At 60.0% G+C, this 16,068-nt stretch carries 13 protein-coding genes and 1 tRNA gene; 7 read left to right on the top strand and 7 right to left on the bottom strand.

Annotated features, from left to right (window positions below):
- Positions 1-15: 15 nt before the first annotated feature.
- The 3 genes from ACUTQY_RS03680 to ACUTQY_RS03670 form a co-directional block, all read right to left on the bottom strand.
- Positions 16-1,722, bottom strand: a complete 1,707-nt coding sequence (locus ACUTQY_RS03680; protein ID WP_046687424.1) for a hypothetical protein — start codon at positions 1,720-1,722, stop codon at positions 16-18.
- A gap of 575 nt (positions 1,723-2,297) precedes the next feature.
- Entirely contained in the window at positions 2,298-2,816 is a 519-nt protein-coding gene (locus ACUTQY_RS03675; RefSeq protein ID WP_072055891.1) for an NUDIX hydrolase, read from the bottom strand.
- A gap of 291 nt (positions 2,817-3,107) precedes the next feature.
- Positions 3,108-3,740 (bottom strand): TetR/AcrR family transcriptional regulator, encoded by a 633-nt coding sequence (locus tag ACUTQY_RS03670; RefSeq protein ID WP_033643722.1) that lies wholly within the window; start codon positions 3,738-3,740, stop codon positions 3,108-3,110.
- A gap of 86 nt (positions 3,741-3,826) precedes the next feature.
- Between ACUTQY_RS03670 and ACUTQY_RS03665 the strand changes: the two genes are divergently transcribed.
- Positions 3,827-4,858: an MDR family NADP-dependent oxidoreductase gene (locus ACUTQY_RS03665; RefSeq protein WP_046687422.1), complete on the top strand. Its 1,032-nt coding sequence runs from the start codon at positions 3,827-3,829 to the stop codon at positions 4,856-4,858.
- Positions 4,859-5,014: 156 nt separating this feature from the next.
- Entirely contained in the window at positions 5,015-5,803 is a 789-nt protein-coding gene (locus ACUTQY_RS03660) for an alpha/beta fold hydrolase (protein WP_033643720.1), read from the top strand.
- Positions 5,804-5,938: 135 nt separating this feature from the next.
- Here ACUTQY_RS03660 and ACUTQY_RS03655 read toward each other — a convergent pair whose 3' ends face one another.
- Positions 5,939-6,859 (bottom strand): AraC family transcriptional regulator, encoded by a 921-nt coding sequence (locus ACUTQY_RS03655; RefSeq protein WP_046687421.1) that lies wholly within the window; start codon positions 6,857-6,859, stop codon positions 5,939-5,941.
- A 105-nt stretch (positions 6,860-6,964) separates the two neighbouring features.
- Here ACUTQY_RS03655 and ACUTQY_RS03650 point away from each other — a divergent pair, with 105 nt between their 5' ends.
- Positions 6,965-7,798: an oxidoreductase gene (locus ACUTQY_RS03650; protein ID WP_033644318.1), complete on the top strand. Its 834-nt coding sequence runs from the start codon at positions 6,965-6,967 to the stop codon at positions 7,796-7,798.
- A 97-nt stretch (positions 7,799-7,895) separates the two neighbouring features.
- Here the strand turns inward: ACUTQY_RS03650 and ACUTQY_RS03645 are convergent.
- The 3 genes from ACUTQY_RS03645 to dpiA form a co-directional block, all read right to left on the bottom strand.
- Positions 7,896-7,971: transfer RNA gene (locus ACUTQY_RS03645), tRNA-Asn, on the bottom strand.
- Between the two features lie 114 nt (positions 7,972-8,085).
- A complete protein-coding gene (locus ACUTQY_RS03640; protein WP_046687420.1) occupies positions 8,086-11,175 on the bottom strand; it encodes a beta-galactosidase in 3,090 nt (1,029 codons plus the stop codon).
- A gap of 102 nt (positions 11,176-11,277) precedes the next feature.
- Positions 11,278-11,964: a two-component response regulator DpiA gene (dpiA, locus tag ACUTQY_RS03635; RefSeq protein WP_033654924.1), complete on the bottom strand. Its 687-nt coding sequence runs from the start codon at positions 11,962-11,964 to the stop codon at positions 11,278-11,280.
- Positions 11,965-12,277: 313 nt separating this feature from the next.
- On the opposite strand from dpiA, the gene citC reads away from it, so the two are divergent.
- Genes citC through citF form a run of 4 tightly spaced genes read left to right on the top strand, consistent with a single transcriptional unit; the run spans position 12,278 to position 16,065 of the window.
- Positions 12,278-13,348 (top strand): [citrate (pro-3S)-lyase] ligase, encoded by a 1,071-nt coding sequence (gene citC / locus ACUTQY_RS03630; protein WP_046687419.1) that lies wholly within the window; start codon positions 12,278-12,280, stop codon positions 13,346-13,348.
- Positions 13,348-13,656 carry a citrate lyase acyl carrier protein gene (gene citD, locus ACUTQY_RS03625; RefSeq protein WP_046687418.1) on the top strand — a complete coding sequence of 103 codons (309 nt, stop codon included), beginning with the start codon at positions 13,348-13,350 and terminating at the stop codon, positions 13,654-13,656. Before citC ends, citD begins: the two co-directional genes overlap by 1 nt.
- Complete coding sequence (citE, locus tag ACUTQY_RS03620; RefSeq protein ID WP_016927085.1) at positions 13,640-14,560, top strand: citrate (pro-3S)-lyase subunit beta; 921 nt, start codon at positions 13,640-13,642, stop codon at positions 14,558-14,560. Before citD ends, citE begins: the two co-directional genes overlap by 17 nt.
- Positions 14,560-16,065, top strand: a complete 1,506-nt coding sequence (gene citF, locus ACUTQY_RS03615) for a citrate lyase subunit alpha (protein WP_028130661.1) — start codon at positions 14,560-14,562, stop codon at positions 16,063-16,065. The genes citE and citF overlap by 1 nt, the downstream gene beginning before the upstream one ends.
- Positions 16,066-16,068: the final 3 nt, after the last annotated feature.

The following is a 16,068-nucleotide window of genomic DNA, read 5'->3' as shown; positions in this document are numbered from 1 at the left end:
ACCGGCGGGCTTCGCTTAGGCGGCCGCCAGTTCTTGCGGCGTAACGGTTTGCAAACCGACAAGCTGAATGGCCGGCTGCTCCAGATTGATGCCAAAGTATCCTTGATCCCAATTGTAGATATTGACGACGTGCTGATTGAGTGCGCTTTCGCCCTGCATGAATATCGACAGATCCTGCGTATGGGTTTGCGCGTTGTAGTTCAGTGAGAAGCTGCTGTTTGATCCTTCGGCGCCGAAGGCCAGCAGGTGGTTGTCGATAGACAGGGAGGAGGCCTGTAAAAAACCCAGCTCGAAGCTGTCGTCGATGTAGATATTGTGGGTCTGCTTCACGGGAATATTCAGCAGGCTGTTGGGGAAAGGCACATCGTTGGACAACATGCTCAGGTTCACGCCGAGATAATCCTGCGGCGCGCTCCCTCCCGGCGCAGTGGTATAACCGTGCTCGAAACGAATCTCGCTGGAGCCTTTGCCCAGGCTGACCTCCAGGCCGTTGGCCGGCGTCAGCACCCGATCGTTAAAGGTGACGTTGTCCTTAAAGTCGGTCAGTTTCACCGCTTCGATGTTGTACAGCCCGTCCTTAAAGCCATACAGCCCGATGCCGTTTTTCTCGATCACCCCGCGTCCGCCGTAGCTGCCCTGGGCGTCAAACTTCAGGTTTACCCCGTGCGACAGGCTGGAATAATCGACCGTATCGTGGCCGCTGCCGCCGTCGATCACCGTCCAGCCGTAGTTGCCGGCGTTGTTTTGCCAGCCGCGCGGCACGCTGATGGTGTCGTCGCCGCTGCCGGTGTTAACGGCGATATTGCCGAACGCCAGCGTGAAATCGTCGTCATGCAGCGTACCGACGCGGTACAGATTCGGCGTGGACAGCACGTCGGCAATGTCGTTGAAAATCGCCGAGCCGATATCCAGCTTGCCGGGAATGAGGCTGCCGCCGCCGGTCACGCTGCTGCCGTAGGATTCGGTGTAGAAATCACGCGCCGCTTCGGCGGCGAGGCGGATGGTCTCGTGGCCAATGCCCAGGGTGGTCAAATAGGTGGGCACTTCGCCCGCCAGCAGCGTTTCAACCACGTAACTGAGGTTTTTCATCTGCATGGAGACCTGCGCCGCGGCAATCAAATCGTAGGTGCCGCTTTCGACCTTAAAAGGCGAGGTGTCGTTGGTGGCCACCCATTCGGTAAAGAACGAGGTATCGCCTAAATAAGAGAACAGCGTGGTGCCGGCCCAGGGGGAATAGTTGGGGGCGCCGGTCGAGGAGGCGTCGGTGAACACTTCGGACGCCGCCGCGCCGGCGTCGATCAGGCCGACCTCGTGAATGTCCGGCACTTTGGCGCTGCTGGGCGGGGCATCCGGCAGCGGCGCGTTGGGATTGCTGCTCAGATCGACGCCAAACAGCGTTTTGGCGAAGTTTTTGGCGATGTTGTCGGAGGCATTCTGAATGCGCGCCTCCCAGTCATCGGGCACATGCCCGGTGCGCAGCTCATACTGCAGCTTGGTTTGGTCGCGAATGTAATGGGCAAACGCCCCCTGATTCGAGTTCACGCCATAGGCGCCTTTGATCCAGGTATACACCGCGATATCCACGCCCTCAATGGGTTGGTTGGCATGGTTGGGATCGGTGAGCGCATCGACGGAGGCGGCATATACCGCCGGCCAGTCGCCGGCTTTGGCGGCCTCCCAAATCGCTTGCAGTTTTTCTCGGTCGGTAATGACGTAAGCCATATAAACACTCCTTGTTGCTGAGAGATTGCTGTGAAATTCAACATGATGAATGGAGGCGCGCGATGGAATAAACCGAAACCCGTACAGCCAGAAACGCGCATGCCGCGAGCCGCAGCGAACGATGGGCGGCAGGCGCCCATAGCGAAAGGATAGACGCAACTTACCGAGTGCGAAAAATTCTCTTATCGATTGTTTTTAAAGGATTATTGCTGTAAATCTGCGGGTTAATCCGCGTATTGGCGCCAGGAAGGGATATCCGTCATCTGGGTTAGGAATCTTCTTAGGTAAAAGAGTGGGTTTCGCTGGTGGGGCCAAGCGTTGGCGTTATGGCGGTGATTGTGGCTGCCGCTTTGCGGATTTACACCGACGGCAACGTCGGGGGTGGTTTCGCTCCAACGCTGCTGGGGCGTGGAATAGGGTGGGGAGATGCTGGCGTGGGGACTCTGGCGGTCGGCTTCGTGCCAGTAGCGGACGTTAACAATCTTGAACAGGTTAGCCGACAAACCTGAAAACTCTTTTGCTTACATCGGGAATGTTGGCAGAAAGTACTTCAATTATGATTACAGATCAGCCAGTTAATCCCAAATCTCAATGGGATCATTAATACTTTCCCCCTGGAGCAGTTGCTCAATGTGTTTAGGTAAGTTCCTTGGATAAAAAGTCGCAGACGACGATTTTAGTTCCTCCAGGGACCACCAGTGATACTCGAGATGATCTTCCAGTTCAAAAGGTTCCCGTTCTGCATAATGGATATCAGGTTTGAAATCATTTATATAGGCAAGGGATATAGCTTCGTGTTGCAGGCGCCTTTCACCGCGATACGAGTAATGAACATCTCTGAACCACTGAGGTACACGGACGCTTTGGAAAGGAACTATCAAACCCGTTTCTTCAAACACTTCACGTATGGCTGCGTCCGCGTGAGATTCCCACTCCAAAATGCCACCGCCAGGTAATTCCCACGAATTTATGAAGTTAGGATTACTGACATCACGTGTGCTGAGAAGCAGGATCGAGCAGGTCTTATCAATCAGGACAACTCTTACCGCGCGCCGCTCAGTTTCTTTGAGTGGGAAAATCATTTCAGAAGACATAAATAAGGCCATAACAAATAAACACTAAAAGAAGATAGTCTACATACTGCCTTCTATTTTTCTACTAAAGTCCGCTCCTCGCTCAAAGCAGACCTTCAGCTCAGTTAGCCTGCCCACTCCGTGCCAGAAGCGGACGTTGGCATTTATCATAGCGGTTAAGCTAAATATAAAAGTCAGTTACTCAATGGCAACTGCTGACTTTAAGGGGTTATCTACGGGGAGCAGATCATACTGATTCTATGCCGCCTCTGGCTGCTCACACAGCGCGCCTCCCTTCGCATAACCGACTTCTCAGGTTCTCTCTCGTGCCAGAAGATAAGACATTATCATCCTCGTCGCTTCTCTCTTTATCACTGGCGACATGAGTTCATTCCGGCGAGAGGCGGAATGAACGATGCCCTCCAACGCATCTGCGAGAATGCGGGCCGCGACTAAGTGGTCCGTTTCAGTATCGTCTGACGGGGCCGCCGCACGGATGAGGTCTTCATAGCGACGATGATACTCACGCTCAAAAGCGTCATAGAATTCCCTCGGCGCGAGCGGAACCTCATCGATCAGAACACGATGCAGATCTTGGTTAGCCGCATGAAGCGTGACAACGGCATCAATCAATCGGCCAATATGTTCCTCGAGCGGAACCCTTTCACCTTGCGTCTTGATATCAGGAAGCACTTTCAGGATGTCATCGAGATGCCGTTTCCGAATAGCCTCGGCAATCGCCAGATTATTTGGGAAATACTGATACAGCGATCCAATGCTGACGCCGGCAGTATGCGCCACCTCGTTAGTCGTGAAGTTTGCCCAACCTCTCTGCGCCAAAACGCGAGCACCTGCCTCGACGATACTCTCCACCGTGTTCTGGGAACGCTGCTGTTTAGGGCGTTTCCGCATCGCGCGGTGTTCTGTAGGAATGCGAGTAGCCATAAACAACCTCGATTATTAATATGAGCAAGTGCTCATGTTTTGGATTTTACCAGAAAGAGCGAAATGAGTCTTATGGAGCGACCATTATGTCTGCAGGTTTATCAAACAACCGCGAAGTTAAACTTATCCGCCATGTGCAGGGAGAAATTCACCCCGAAAATTTCGCCATCATGGAAACGACCATTCCTGCGCCCGGACCCTATGAAGCCGTAGTCCGTAACCGTTGGTTCCGTGTATCCATCTCGACACGGTTGATGGCGCAGGAGGATGCAAAGGCCGCCGAAGGCATTCCGTTCCCGCCTCTCAACCCCGGAGACACTCTGGCGGACGGCGCGATCGGAGAAGTGGTCCAGACCGGATCGGGCTGCAGCCTTCCTTTAGGTAGCCTTGTCATGCATCCGTTCGGGTGGCGGGAATATGCTGTGATCCGCGAACACGACTGCAAGCTCATCGATTGCCTCGAACCTGACCCAGCGGCTTATCTTGGCCATGGCTGGACGGCCTATGCCGCGTTGACCCGAGGCGTTCAGGTGAGGAAAGGTGACACCGTGTTCGTTTCCAGCGGCGCGGGGGCCATTGGCTCGATGGCTGGACAGATCGCACGGCTCCTCGGCGCGACACGCGTGATCGGTAGCACGAGCAGATCCAGCAAGGCCCGCTGGATGCAAGAGGAACTGGGCTATGATGCCGTCGTCACCCGAGACGGCGGCCCCATGAACGAGCAACTGGCGAAAGCCGCACCTGAAGGCATTGATGTCATCGTAGACATGGTGGGGGGTGAACAGCTCGCGGCGGCGATTAAGTTGGCAAGGGATGGTGCCCGTGGCGTTCTGCTCGGTGCGCTCACCGCTGAGCTGAACGCAGAAAAGGCGTCTTTGCAGGCTCCGGTTACATTGGACAGCTTTCAAATCATCTTCAAAGGTATGACATTACGCGGCTTCAGCGCGGATCATTCGCCCGATGCGTTTGGATTCTGGTTACGCGATCTGAAGACATGGAAGCGTGACGGACGCATTCATCTTACGTCCACGACCTTCAAGGGAATTGAAAGCTCGATATCTGCATTGCAGGAAGCCTGTGCCGGTCGCCTCAAAGGCGTGGTCCTGATCGAGCTATAAAACGGACGTCGTCATCTGGCATAGCCGTTCGGATGACTTACCCGCCATTCCTAAGCCTTATCGGTTAAATCGTCGTGTGATGGCGCAATGGCGTCTACGGAAAGTTCACGTCACGCAGGCTGAAAACCACATTTTTCTCACATTGGAGTCAACAATATGACTAACACATATCATCGCGTGGGCAACGGACCCCACCCCGTTCTCGTGCTTCACGGTTGGTTCGGTGACGCGCACTCGTTCGAAGAGATTGAACCCTGGTTGAATGTCCACGCGTTCAACTATGTGTTCATGGATTATCGTGGCTACGGGGGCATGCAGGAAACGCGCGGCGCATACACGATCGATGAGATTGCCTCCGATGCGCTGGCGCTTATTGACGCTCTTGGCTTTCACGACTTCAGCCTGATAGGTCATTCGATGGGGGGGATGGTGATTGAGCGGATTGCAACGCGCGCGCCCGATCGAGTGCGGGCACTCGTTGCCGTTGCACCCGTTCCTTGCGGCGGCATTTCGTACGATGCTACGACGCGCCGTCTGCTTGAAGATGCTGCTGAGCAACTGGACAATCGAAAAGCCATCATAGACCGCAGTACTGGCGGACGGTTGCCCTTATCCTGGGTCGAATGGAAAGCAGCGTATTCGGTATCGCATTCCTCTCAGGAAGCATTTTCTGCGTATTTTCATGCATGGGCCGATACCGATTTCAGCGATGAGATTGTCGGTTCGCATCCGATAAAGGTGCTTGTGGGTGAGCACGATCCAACATTCAATGCCGGGTTAATGGCCAAAACCTATCTTCAACGCTATCCCCATGCAACGGTTGAGATTCTGGAAAACGCCGGCCACTATCCGATGAACGAGACACCGCTCGCGCTTGTCAGGGCTATCGAATCCTTCCTTGCCGAAACAGCCACTGTCGGGCATATCCCCTCGTCCGCTCGGTGACGAGGGTAAGAGGCACAGAGGGCCTTAACTTGTCGGCATCTTTCATTCCGGCGGTGACTGGAATCGTTCGCGTTCTTATGCGCCAGAAGCGGGCACTCCATACCTCAAGGTAGAGTGTGCCATACCAAATAAGCCTCAGTGCGATGAAACAAATACCGAGGCAGGCTGCGCGGGTGGAATGGCGAAGTGATGCTGCATACGCTTTATCTCCTCTGCCGGTGGCAGGCCAAACAGACGCTTGAATTCGCGGTTAAATTGCGATGGACTTTCATAGCCAACGGCGTAACTCGCGGCGGCGGCGGTGATTTGTTGGCGTACCATCAGCATCCGTGCCTGGTGCAGGCGTACCGATTTTACATACTGCATTGGCGGCATCTGCGTTATCGCTTTGAAATGGCTATGAAAGGTCGGCACGCTCATGCCGGCCATCATCGCCAGCTGCGTCAGCGTTAACGGCTCCGCGTAAGCGGCATGGATGTGCTGCAACGCTTTACCGATTTTGCCAAATTGGCCCTGCAAGGCCAGCGCGGCACGCATTGCGTTGCCCTGTGCGCCTGTCAGCACGCGAAAATAAAGCTCACGCACCCGCGCCGGGCCGAGGATCGCCGCCTCAAGTGGGTTAGCCAGGACTTCAAGTAAGCGAAGTACGGCCATTTTTACCGCGCTGTCCATGGGGCTCGACATCATGCTTTGCGGCGCGACGGGAGGATGCGGGGCGCCATGCTGTTCAATCTGCAACATCAGTTCCGCGGCAAGCTGAAAATCCAGATGCATATAAATCGCCAGCAGCGGATGTGCTGCCGACGCGTTGGTTTCCATCACAAACGGCACCGGCACCGAAACCGCCAGGTAGTGCTGCTCATCATATAAATAGGTCTGTTGACCGAAATAGCCGCGTTTGCTGCCCTGGCAGACGATCACGATCCCCGGATCGTAAAGCACCGGCGTTCTGGCAAGCGGGCGATCGGAACGCAAAATTCGCACATCAGGTAGGGCAGTGAGGTTGTATCCCTCTTGCACCGCAAGTCTATTCATCAGGGCAATCATGTCGGACATCCCACCACCTCATAAAATCAGGCAAGAAAAAGAGAAAATACGGCCTAAAAATACGGCAGGGAAGAGAATACCATGCAACCTTCATGGTTCATGGGAGTTCTTTTTATGGCATCTGCAAAAACGATTTTAATTACCGGCGTCAGCAGTGGCTTTGGTCAGGCGCTGGCGCGGGAAGCCCTCGCCGTAGGGCATCGGGTTGTAGGGACGGTGCGCAACAGCGAAGCACTGCAGGCTTTCGCCGCGCTCGATACGCAGCGGGCTTTTGGCTATCTGCTTGATGTCACGGACGATGAACGTATTGATGAGGTGGTTGGAGAGATAGAGTCCGCCGTCGGTCCGATAGATGTGCTGGTGAACAATGCCGGTTACGGCCATGAAGGCATTCTGGAAGAATCCCCGCTTGCAGAGCTGCGCCGCCAGTTTGACGTCAATGTGTTTGGTGCGGTGGCAATGATCAAAGCCGTGCTACCGGGCATGCGCCAGCGCCGTCGGGGCCACATTATCAATATCACCTCAATGGGCAGTTTCATTACCTTGCCCGGTATCAGCTATTACTGCGGCAGCAAATTTGCACTGGAAGGAATATCAGAAACCTTAAGTAAAGAGCTTGCCCCGTTCAACCTACACGTGACCGCCGTGGCGCCTGGCTCGTTTCGGACGGACTGGGCCGGGCGTTCAATGGTGCGCAGCCCTCGTCGTCTTCCGGACTATGACGCGTTATTTGAACCTGTTCGTCAGGCGCGCCAGGAAAAAAGCGGCAAGCAACTCGGCGATCCGGTTAAGGCGGCTCACGCCATGCTGGCATTGATCGAGAGCGGGAACCCGCCTACGCATCTGTTGTTAGGCAGTGACGCATTAAGTTTGGTGCGGCAAAAGCTCGAGGCGTTAGGTCAGGAAATTGAACAATGGGAGAAACTCACCCGTTCAACGGATGGCTGAACGGTGTCGGGTAGCGAGAGCGTAGGGGATCGCCGATTATGATCCGCCCAACAGCAAAAAGCCCGCTCAGGTTTCCCTGAGCGGGCTTCTCTAAATATGGCTCCTCTGACTGGACTCGAACCAGTGACATACGGATTAACAGTCCGCCGTTCTACCGACTGAACTACAGAGGAATCGTGTGAACGGGGCGAATAATAGCGAGGCGCCGTCGGCATGTCAAAGGCGGATTACACATTCTGTGACTGTTTGCTTACAGAATGCGCAACCCGTTGAGTTTTTTGGCAGATTTAGCCCTCTGGCGCTCGCTGCAGGCGCAGCTGATAGCGGTAAACGCCGGCGGTGAGCAGGTAATCCCGGTGCACGCTCGGGCTCCAGGAATCGTCGCCGCCCACCCCCATGTGGAAGCCGTCCAGATGCAGCCAGGTGCCTGCTTCCGGCTGCAGCAGGTGCTGGTGGCTGCAGGCCATCAGCTGTTGCAGGCCGTAGCGGCTGAGCGAGAAGTGGAAGCGGCCGTCGATGCGCCAGCCGCCGTAGCGCAGGCTGCGGGTGTCGCAGCGCAGGCCGTTCTCGCCGGGGAAAATATACGGCGTGTGCAGATCTGCCAGCGGCAGGCGCCAGCGCCCGTATTGCGCGGCCAGGCGGCGATCCGGGTAGTTCTCGTGCGGGCCCAGGCCCAGCCATTCCGCCTGCGGTTGCACCGTTGCCAGTTGGCAGTGCAGGCCGATGCGCGCCGGCGGCGGCAGAGTATCGGCCACCTCGACCTCCACGCTCACGCTCACCGCGCCCAGCGCGTCGAACAGCCACTGCTTGCGGCTAATCAGCAAAATCTGTCCGTCCACGCCGAACTGGTGTTCGCTCACCACCCGCACGCCGTTTTGCAGCGCATCGGCCTGCAGCCGCGTGCAGCGCTCCTCCAGCCGGTACAGGCCCGCCAGCTTCCAGCGTTCGACCCAGGCGTTGGGATCGATATGGTCCGCTTCGCTGACGCCGATGTCGTTATCGATCGGCGCGCGCGCAAAACCGTCGCGCAGCGGCGTCAGCAGCTGCGGTTGCTCATTCTGCCACCACTGCGTCAGGTGGCCGCTGCTGCGCTCGAAGCGCCAGCGCTGGTCGCCGTGGGTGAGGGTCAGCCCCTGATCGTCTTCAATCAGCGTGGGCGGCACGCCCTGCGCCGGCGGCGGGGCGGGATGCAGCGCGCGCGGCACCCGCCACTGATCCCAGGCGCAGCGGTGGTGCGCTTCGGACCAGTCGGTGGCCTGCGGCTGCACCACCTCCACGTTCAGCCACAGCTCGCCGGGCTGGTGCAGCATCGGCAGGCGATCGAGCAGCGTGAAGCGAGTGCTGCCCCGCGGCGGCAGCGCCAGATCGAAGCTGCCGCTGGCGCGCTCCACGCCGTCCAGCTCCAGCCGCCAGTTGAGCTGCTCGTTGTCGGTGTGGCGGAACAGGTAATCGCTGGTGACGGTCAGCGTCAGCGAGGCAGCGTCGAAGGCGAAGCGGAACAGCTGCTGCGCCCGCTGCGCTTCGAACAGCGCCGGGTGCGGGATGCGATCCGCGAACACCAGCCCGTTCAGGCAGAACTGGCGATCGTTGGGGGTGTCGCCGAAGTCGCCGCCGTAGGCCCAGAACTCTTCGCCGCGATCGTCGCGTTTGATCAGCGCCTGATCGACCCAGTCCCAGACAAAGCCGCCCTGCAGGCGCGGATGTGCGTGGAACGCGCGCCAGTAGCGCTCGAAACCGCCGAAACTGTTGCCCATCGCGTGGGCGTATTCGCACAGGATCAGCGGGCGCGGCTCCTCCGGCAGGCCGATCCACTTGCCGATCGCCCATTTGGGCACCGCCGGGAACGGCTGATCCTGATCCACTCGCGCATACATCGGGCAGATGATGTCGGTGGCGGCGGTGTCGGCGCCGCCGCCTTCATATTGCACCGGGCGGGTCGGATCCTGGCTTTTCACCCAGCGGTACAGCGCGTCGTGGTTCGCGCCGTGGCCGGACTCGTTGCCCAGCGACCAGATAATGATGCAAGGATGGTTGCGATCGCGTTGCACCATGCGCGTGACGCGCTCGCTCATCGCCGGCAGCCACAGCGGATCGTCAGCCAGGCGGTTCATCGGCTGCATGCCGTGGGTTTCGATATTGGCTTCGTCCATCACGTACAGCCCGTAGCGGTCGCACAACCGGTACCACAGCGGGTGGTTGGGGTAATGCGAGCAGCGCACCGCGTTGAAGTTGTGCTGCTTCATCAGCAGGATATCGTGGCGCATCGTCGCCTCGTCCATCACCTGGCCGTGGCGCGGATGATGCTCGTGGCGGTTAACGCCGCGGATCAGCAGCGGCTGCCCGTTGAGCTTCAACAGCCCGCCGCTGATCTCTACCTGACGGAAGCCGACGTCATAGGCCTCCACCTCGATAATCTCCCCTTCGGGCGAGAGCAGGGCGACGGTGGCGCGATACAGCGCGGGCGTTTCGGCGCTCCACAGCGCCGGGCGCTCCACCGGCAGCCGCAGGGTGACGCGATCGTCATAGGCGCCGCGCTCGTCCACGATCTCGCTGCCGAGCGGTTGGGTGCGTTCGGCCACTCGCGCGCCGTCGCGCCACAGCTGAATCTGCACCTGCAGCGGGCCGGGCCGGCTGGCGCGCGCCGTCACCACCAGTTCGCCGCGGGTAAAGCTGTCATGCAGCGGCGTGGTGATGCGCACATCGCTCAGGTGCGCGGCGGGTTTGTGCAGCAGGCTGACGTCGCGGAAGATGCCGCTCATGCGCCACATGTCCTGATCTTCCAGATAGCTGCCGTCGCACCAGCGCAGCACCATCACCGCCAGCCGGTTTTCACCCGGCCGCAGCCACGGGCTGAGATCGAACTCCGCCGGCAGGCGGCTGTCCTGAGAATAGCCGACCCAGTGGCCGTTGCACCATAAATAGAACGCCGAGTTGACGCCGTCGAAGATGACGCGCGTCTGACCGGCGGCCAGCCAGGCCGGATCGACGCTGAAGGCGCGCGAGTAGCAGCCGGTCGGGTTGTCTTCCGGTACGCGCGGCGGATCGACCGGGAACGGGTAGCGCACGTTGGTGTAGATCGGCGCGTCGTAGCCGGCGAGCTGCCAGTTGCCCGGCACCGCCAGCGGGGCGGCGTCCGGCAGATCCTGCTGCAACCAGCTCTCCGGCGCGGCCTCTGGGCGCGGGAAATAGCTGAAGCGCCACTCGCCGTTCAGCGATCGGCGGCTGGCGCTGGGGGCGTCGTCGCGCGCGTCTTCCACCGTGCGCCAGCTGGCGAAAGGCGGGTGGGCGTCCAGCCGGCGGTAGTGGGTGCAGGCGGGGTTTTGCCAGTCACGGCGGGCAAGGATCTCGGTCAGGGAAGCTAGGGGCGCAGCAGGCATCGGCGATCGTCCAGTCGGCTAGGTGATGCTCACCAAGATGCTGACCGGCGCATAAAAAGTAAAGCGGTTACACGCAACCTTGCAAGGGCGATCAAATAACCGTTAATGCGGTTCGCCGGCGCGATAGATCCGCTGTGGGCGGCCTACCTTGCCGTAAATGATCTCGGCGCGCAGCTGCTGCGCGGCGGTGCAAAACTCCAGATAACGGCGCGCGGTGGTGCGGCTGAGCCCCATTTTTTGCGCAACGCTTTCAGCGGTGTGCCGCGCGGCGGGTTCGGCGAACAGCGCGCGGACCTTGCCCAGCGTCAGCTCGTCGATGCCGGCGGGCAGCGCCGCCTGCTGCTCGCCGCGGGCGTAGGTATTGAACATCTCGTCGATGCGGCGCTGGTTGAGGCGCGCTTTGTCCTTCAACGCTTCGCGGCGCTGGCTGAAGCGCAGCAGCGTCTGGCTCAGCCGGTCATAGGCCAGCGGTTTGATCAGGTAGTCGAACACGCCGTAGCGCAACGCCTCGGCCACGGTGGCCATGTCGCTGGCGGCGGTGATGAACACGATGCCGCCGCGATAACCGCTCAGCGTCAGTTCGCGCAGCAGGGTGATGCCCTGGCCGTCCGGCAGAAAGTTGTCCAGCAGGATCAGATCCGGCTTGAAGCGTTCGGTCATGGCGCGCGCCTGCGCCAGCGTGCCGGCCAGCCAAATCTGGCGGCAGCCGCCGTTCTGGCGGATAAACTCCGCGTGCATCTCCGCCAGCGGCGTTTCGTCTTCAACGATCAGGATGTTCAGCCATTCCATAGTGCGACCCGTAATTGCAATAAAAATGCTAAGTGAATGTAAGTGAATTGCGGCGCCAAATAAAGATTATCTCAATAATAAACACCATAAGATTAATTAAGCAAATAAAGAACATTAAATAACTTATTAACCGGGATCGGTTTGTGAAATAGGTCAATAATCCGCGTTTTTTTTCTGCTTACCATGGGTTTATCGAACGAGAGGGCGATTTTATCTTCATGGTTTTTAAGGTTTTAATTGTCATTCCTGATGTTAATTAAAATGCCTTTTTGTATTTCATTTGTTGTTTGCCAGTTAACCCAGAGAGCGTGTTATGTTAGGCGATGCCGTATTTAATCGGGTAAAGCGATCGGATCATAAAGCGATTTCGGAAATAAGCGCCTTCTTGCGCAGTAACGATCTGAATATCGATACCACGGTTGAAATATTTATTACCGTTACCCAGTACGACAAATTGGTCGCCTGCGGCGGCATCGCCGACAATATTATCAAATGCGTCGCCATCAGCCCGCTGATGCGCGGCGAAGGGTTGGCGCTGGCGCTGGCGACCGAGCTGGTGAACCTGGCCTACGAGCGCCACCACACCCAGCTGTTTATCTACACCAAGGTGCAGAACGAGCCGCTGTTCCGCCAGTGCGGTTTCTACCCGATCGCCACCGTGCCGGGCATCGTGGTGCTGATGGAAAACAGCCCGTGCCGCCTGAAGCGCTACGCCGCCCAGCTGGCGAGCCAGCGCCGGCCGGGCGACACCATCGGCAGCATCGTGATGAACGCCAACCCCTTCACCCGCGGGCATCAGTATCTGGTGCGTCAGGCGGCCAAGCGCTGCGACTGGCTGCACCTGTTTCTGGTGAAGGAAAACACCTCGCGCTTCAGCTATGAAGATCGACGCCGGCTGGTGCTGGCCGGCACCGCCGACATCCCCAACCTCACGGTACACGAAGGCTCGCAGTACGTGATCTCGCGCGCCACCTTCCCCTGTTACTTCATCAAGGACCAGGGCGTGGCCGACGACTGTTACACCGAAATCGATCTGAAGATCTTCCGCCAGTATCTGGCGCCCGCGCTGGGCATCACCCACCGCTTCGTCGGCAACGAGCCGTTCTGCGCGGTGACCGCGAAATACAACCGCGACATGCGCTACTGGCTGGAAACGCCGGCGCTGCCCAGCCCGCCGATCGCGCTGGTGGAAATCGAGCGTTTGCAATATCAGGGCACGGCGATCTCCGCCTCCTGGGTGCGCAAGCTGCTGGCGGCGGGGGACTTCCACGCCGCCGCGCCGCTGGTGCCGCCGGACACCCTGTACTACCTGCAGGATCTGCAAACGCAGCGCCGGGCCAAGACGGCCCCGCATCCTTTTGAGTCCGCACAATCAGGTGAATGATGAAAATTATCCGAGAAGCAATGGCCGGCACGCTGGAATCCAGCGATGTCATGGTGCGCATCGCGCCCGCCGAGGGGCCGCAGCACGATCTGTTGATCGCCAGCAGCGTGGAAAAACAGTTCGGCGCGGCGATCCGCCGCACCCTGCTGGAGGTGCTGCAGCGTTATGAGGTGGAGCCGGTGCAGGTGATCGTCGACGACAAAGGGGCGCTGGACTGCGTGCTGCGCGCCCGGCTGGAAACCGCGCTGATGCGCGCCTGCGAGAGCGGCCAACTGCCGTGGGAGGCGAAAGATGAAAACGCTGAATAAAACCCGGCTGCGCCGCAGCATGCTGTTCGTTCCCGGCGCCAACGCGGCGATGGTCAGCAACGCCTTTATCTATCAGGCCGATGCGCTGATGTTCGATCTGGAAGACTCGGTGATCCTGCGTGAAAAAGACGCGGCGCGCCGGCTGGTGTACCACGCGCTGCAGCATCCGCTGTACCAGGAGGTGGAAACCATCGTGCGCGTCAATGCGCTCGACTCCGCCTACGGCCTGGCGGACTTGCAGGCGGTGGTACGCGGCGGCGCGGACATCGTGCGCCTGCCGAAGACCGACAGCGCGCAGGACGTTGTTGACATGGAGCGCGAGATCGCCGCCATCGAGGCGGCCTGCGGCCGGCCGGTAGGCAGCACCGGGCTGCTGGCGGCGATCGAATCGGCACAGGGCATCACCAACGCGGTGGCGATCGCGCACGCTTCGCCGCGGCTTATCGGCATCGCGCTGGGGGCGGAAGACTATGTGCGCAACCTGCGCACCGAACGCTCGCCGGAGGGCATTGAGCTGCTGTTCGCCCGCTGCTCGCTGCTGCAGGCGGCGCGCGCCGCCGGCATTCAGGCGTTCGACACCGTCTACTCCGACGCCAACAACGAGGCCGGCTTCCTGCAGGAAGCGGCGCTGATCAAACAGCTCGGCTTCGACGGCAAATCGCTGATCAACCCGCGCCAGATTGAGCTGCTGCACAACCTGTATGCGCCGACCGCCAAAGAGGTGGCGCACGCGCAGCGGGTGGTGGACGCCGCCGAAGCGGCGGAGCGGGAAGGGCGCGGCGTGGTGTCGCTCAACGGAAAAATGGTCGACAGCCCGGTGATTGAACGCGCCCGGCTGGTGCTGGAGCGCGCCGCGCTGTCCGGCTTACGGGAAGAACCGGCGCAGCACGGGGAGGAAGCATGATGAACCGCCAACAACGATTGATGACCTTCGCCAACCCGGCGGATCTGCCGGGTTATCAGGACGTGTCCAAAGCCAACCTGCAGGCGCGTAAACCGCGCGATCTCAAGCTGTGCGACTCCTTGCAGGAAGCGGTGCGCCGCAGCGGGCTGCAGGACGGCATGACCATCTCCTTCCACCATGCGTTTCGCGGCGGCGATCTGGCGCTCAATCAGGTGATGGAGACGCTGGCGGCGATGGGGTTCCGCAACCTGACGCTGGCCTCCAGCTCGCTGACCGACTGCCATGCGCCGTTGGTTGAGCATATCCGCCACGGCGTGGTGAGCCGCATTTACACCTCCGGGCTGCGCGGCCCGCTGGCGGACGCCGTATCGCGCGGCCTGCTGGCGGAGCCGGTGCAAATTCACTCGCACGGCGGCCGGGTCAATCTGATCGAATCCGGCGAGCTGAAGATAGACGTGGCCTTCCTCGGCGTGCCGGCCTGCGATGAGTTCGGCAACGCCAACGGCTACAGCGGTGAAGCCTGCTGCGGCTCGCTCGGCTATGCGCGGGTGGACGCCGAGGCGGCGGGCACCGTGGTGCTGCTGACCGAGCAGCTGGTGCCGTATCCGCATCATCCCGCCAGCCTGGCGCAGGATCGGGTGGATCTGATCGTGCAGCTGGAGCGGGTGGGCGACGCCGACAAGATCGGCGCTGACGCCACGCGCATGACCTCGAACCCGCGCGAGCTGCTGATCGCCCGCCGCGCCGCCGAGGTGATCGCCGGTTCAGGCTACTTCACCGAAGGGTTTTCACTGCAAACCGGCACCGGCGGCGCCTCGCTGGCGGTGACCCGTTTCCTGGAGGACAAGATGCGCGCCCGCGGCATTCGCGCCGCGTTCGCCCTCGGCGGCATCACCTCGACCATGGTGGATCTGCACGAGAAAGGGTTGATCGGCAAGCTGCTGGACGTGCAGAGCTTCGATCGGGCGGCGGCGACCTCGCTGGCGCGCAACCCGCGCCATATCGAAATCAGCGCCAACCAGTACGCCAACTTCAGCTCCAAGGGCGCGTCGGTCGATCGGCTCGACGTGGTGGTGCTGAGCGCGCTGGAAATCGACACCGGCTTCAACGTTAACGTGCTGACCGGCTCCGACGGCGTGCTGCGCGGCGCGTCCGGCGGCCACTGCGACACCGCCGCCGCTGCGCGGCTGGCGATCATCGTCGCGCCGCTGGTGCGCGGGCGCATCCCGACGCTGGTGGAGCAGGTGACCACCTGCGTCACGCCGGGCTCCAGCATCGACATTCTGGTGACCGACCACGGCATCGCCGTCAACCCGGCGCGGCCGGAGCTGGCGCAGCGCCTGCGGGAGGCCGGGCTCGAGGTGGTGAGCATCGACTGGCTGCGCGCCCGTGCGCTGCAGCTGACCGGCGAACCGCAGCCGATCGCGTTTACCGACAAGGTGGTGGCGGTGGTGCGCTACCGCGACGGCTCGGTGATCGACGTGGTGCATCAGGTGGCGGAGTAAACG

It is taken from the genome of Serratia sp. TSA_130.1 (genome assembly GCF_052691795.1).
The sequence above is the reverse complement of the archived record's forward strand: the minus strand, read 5'-3'. Positions and strand labels throughout refer to the sequence as shown.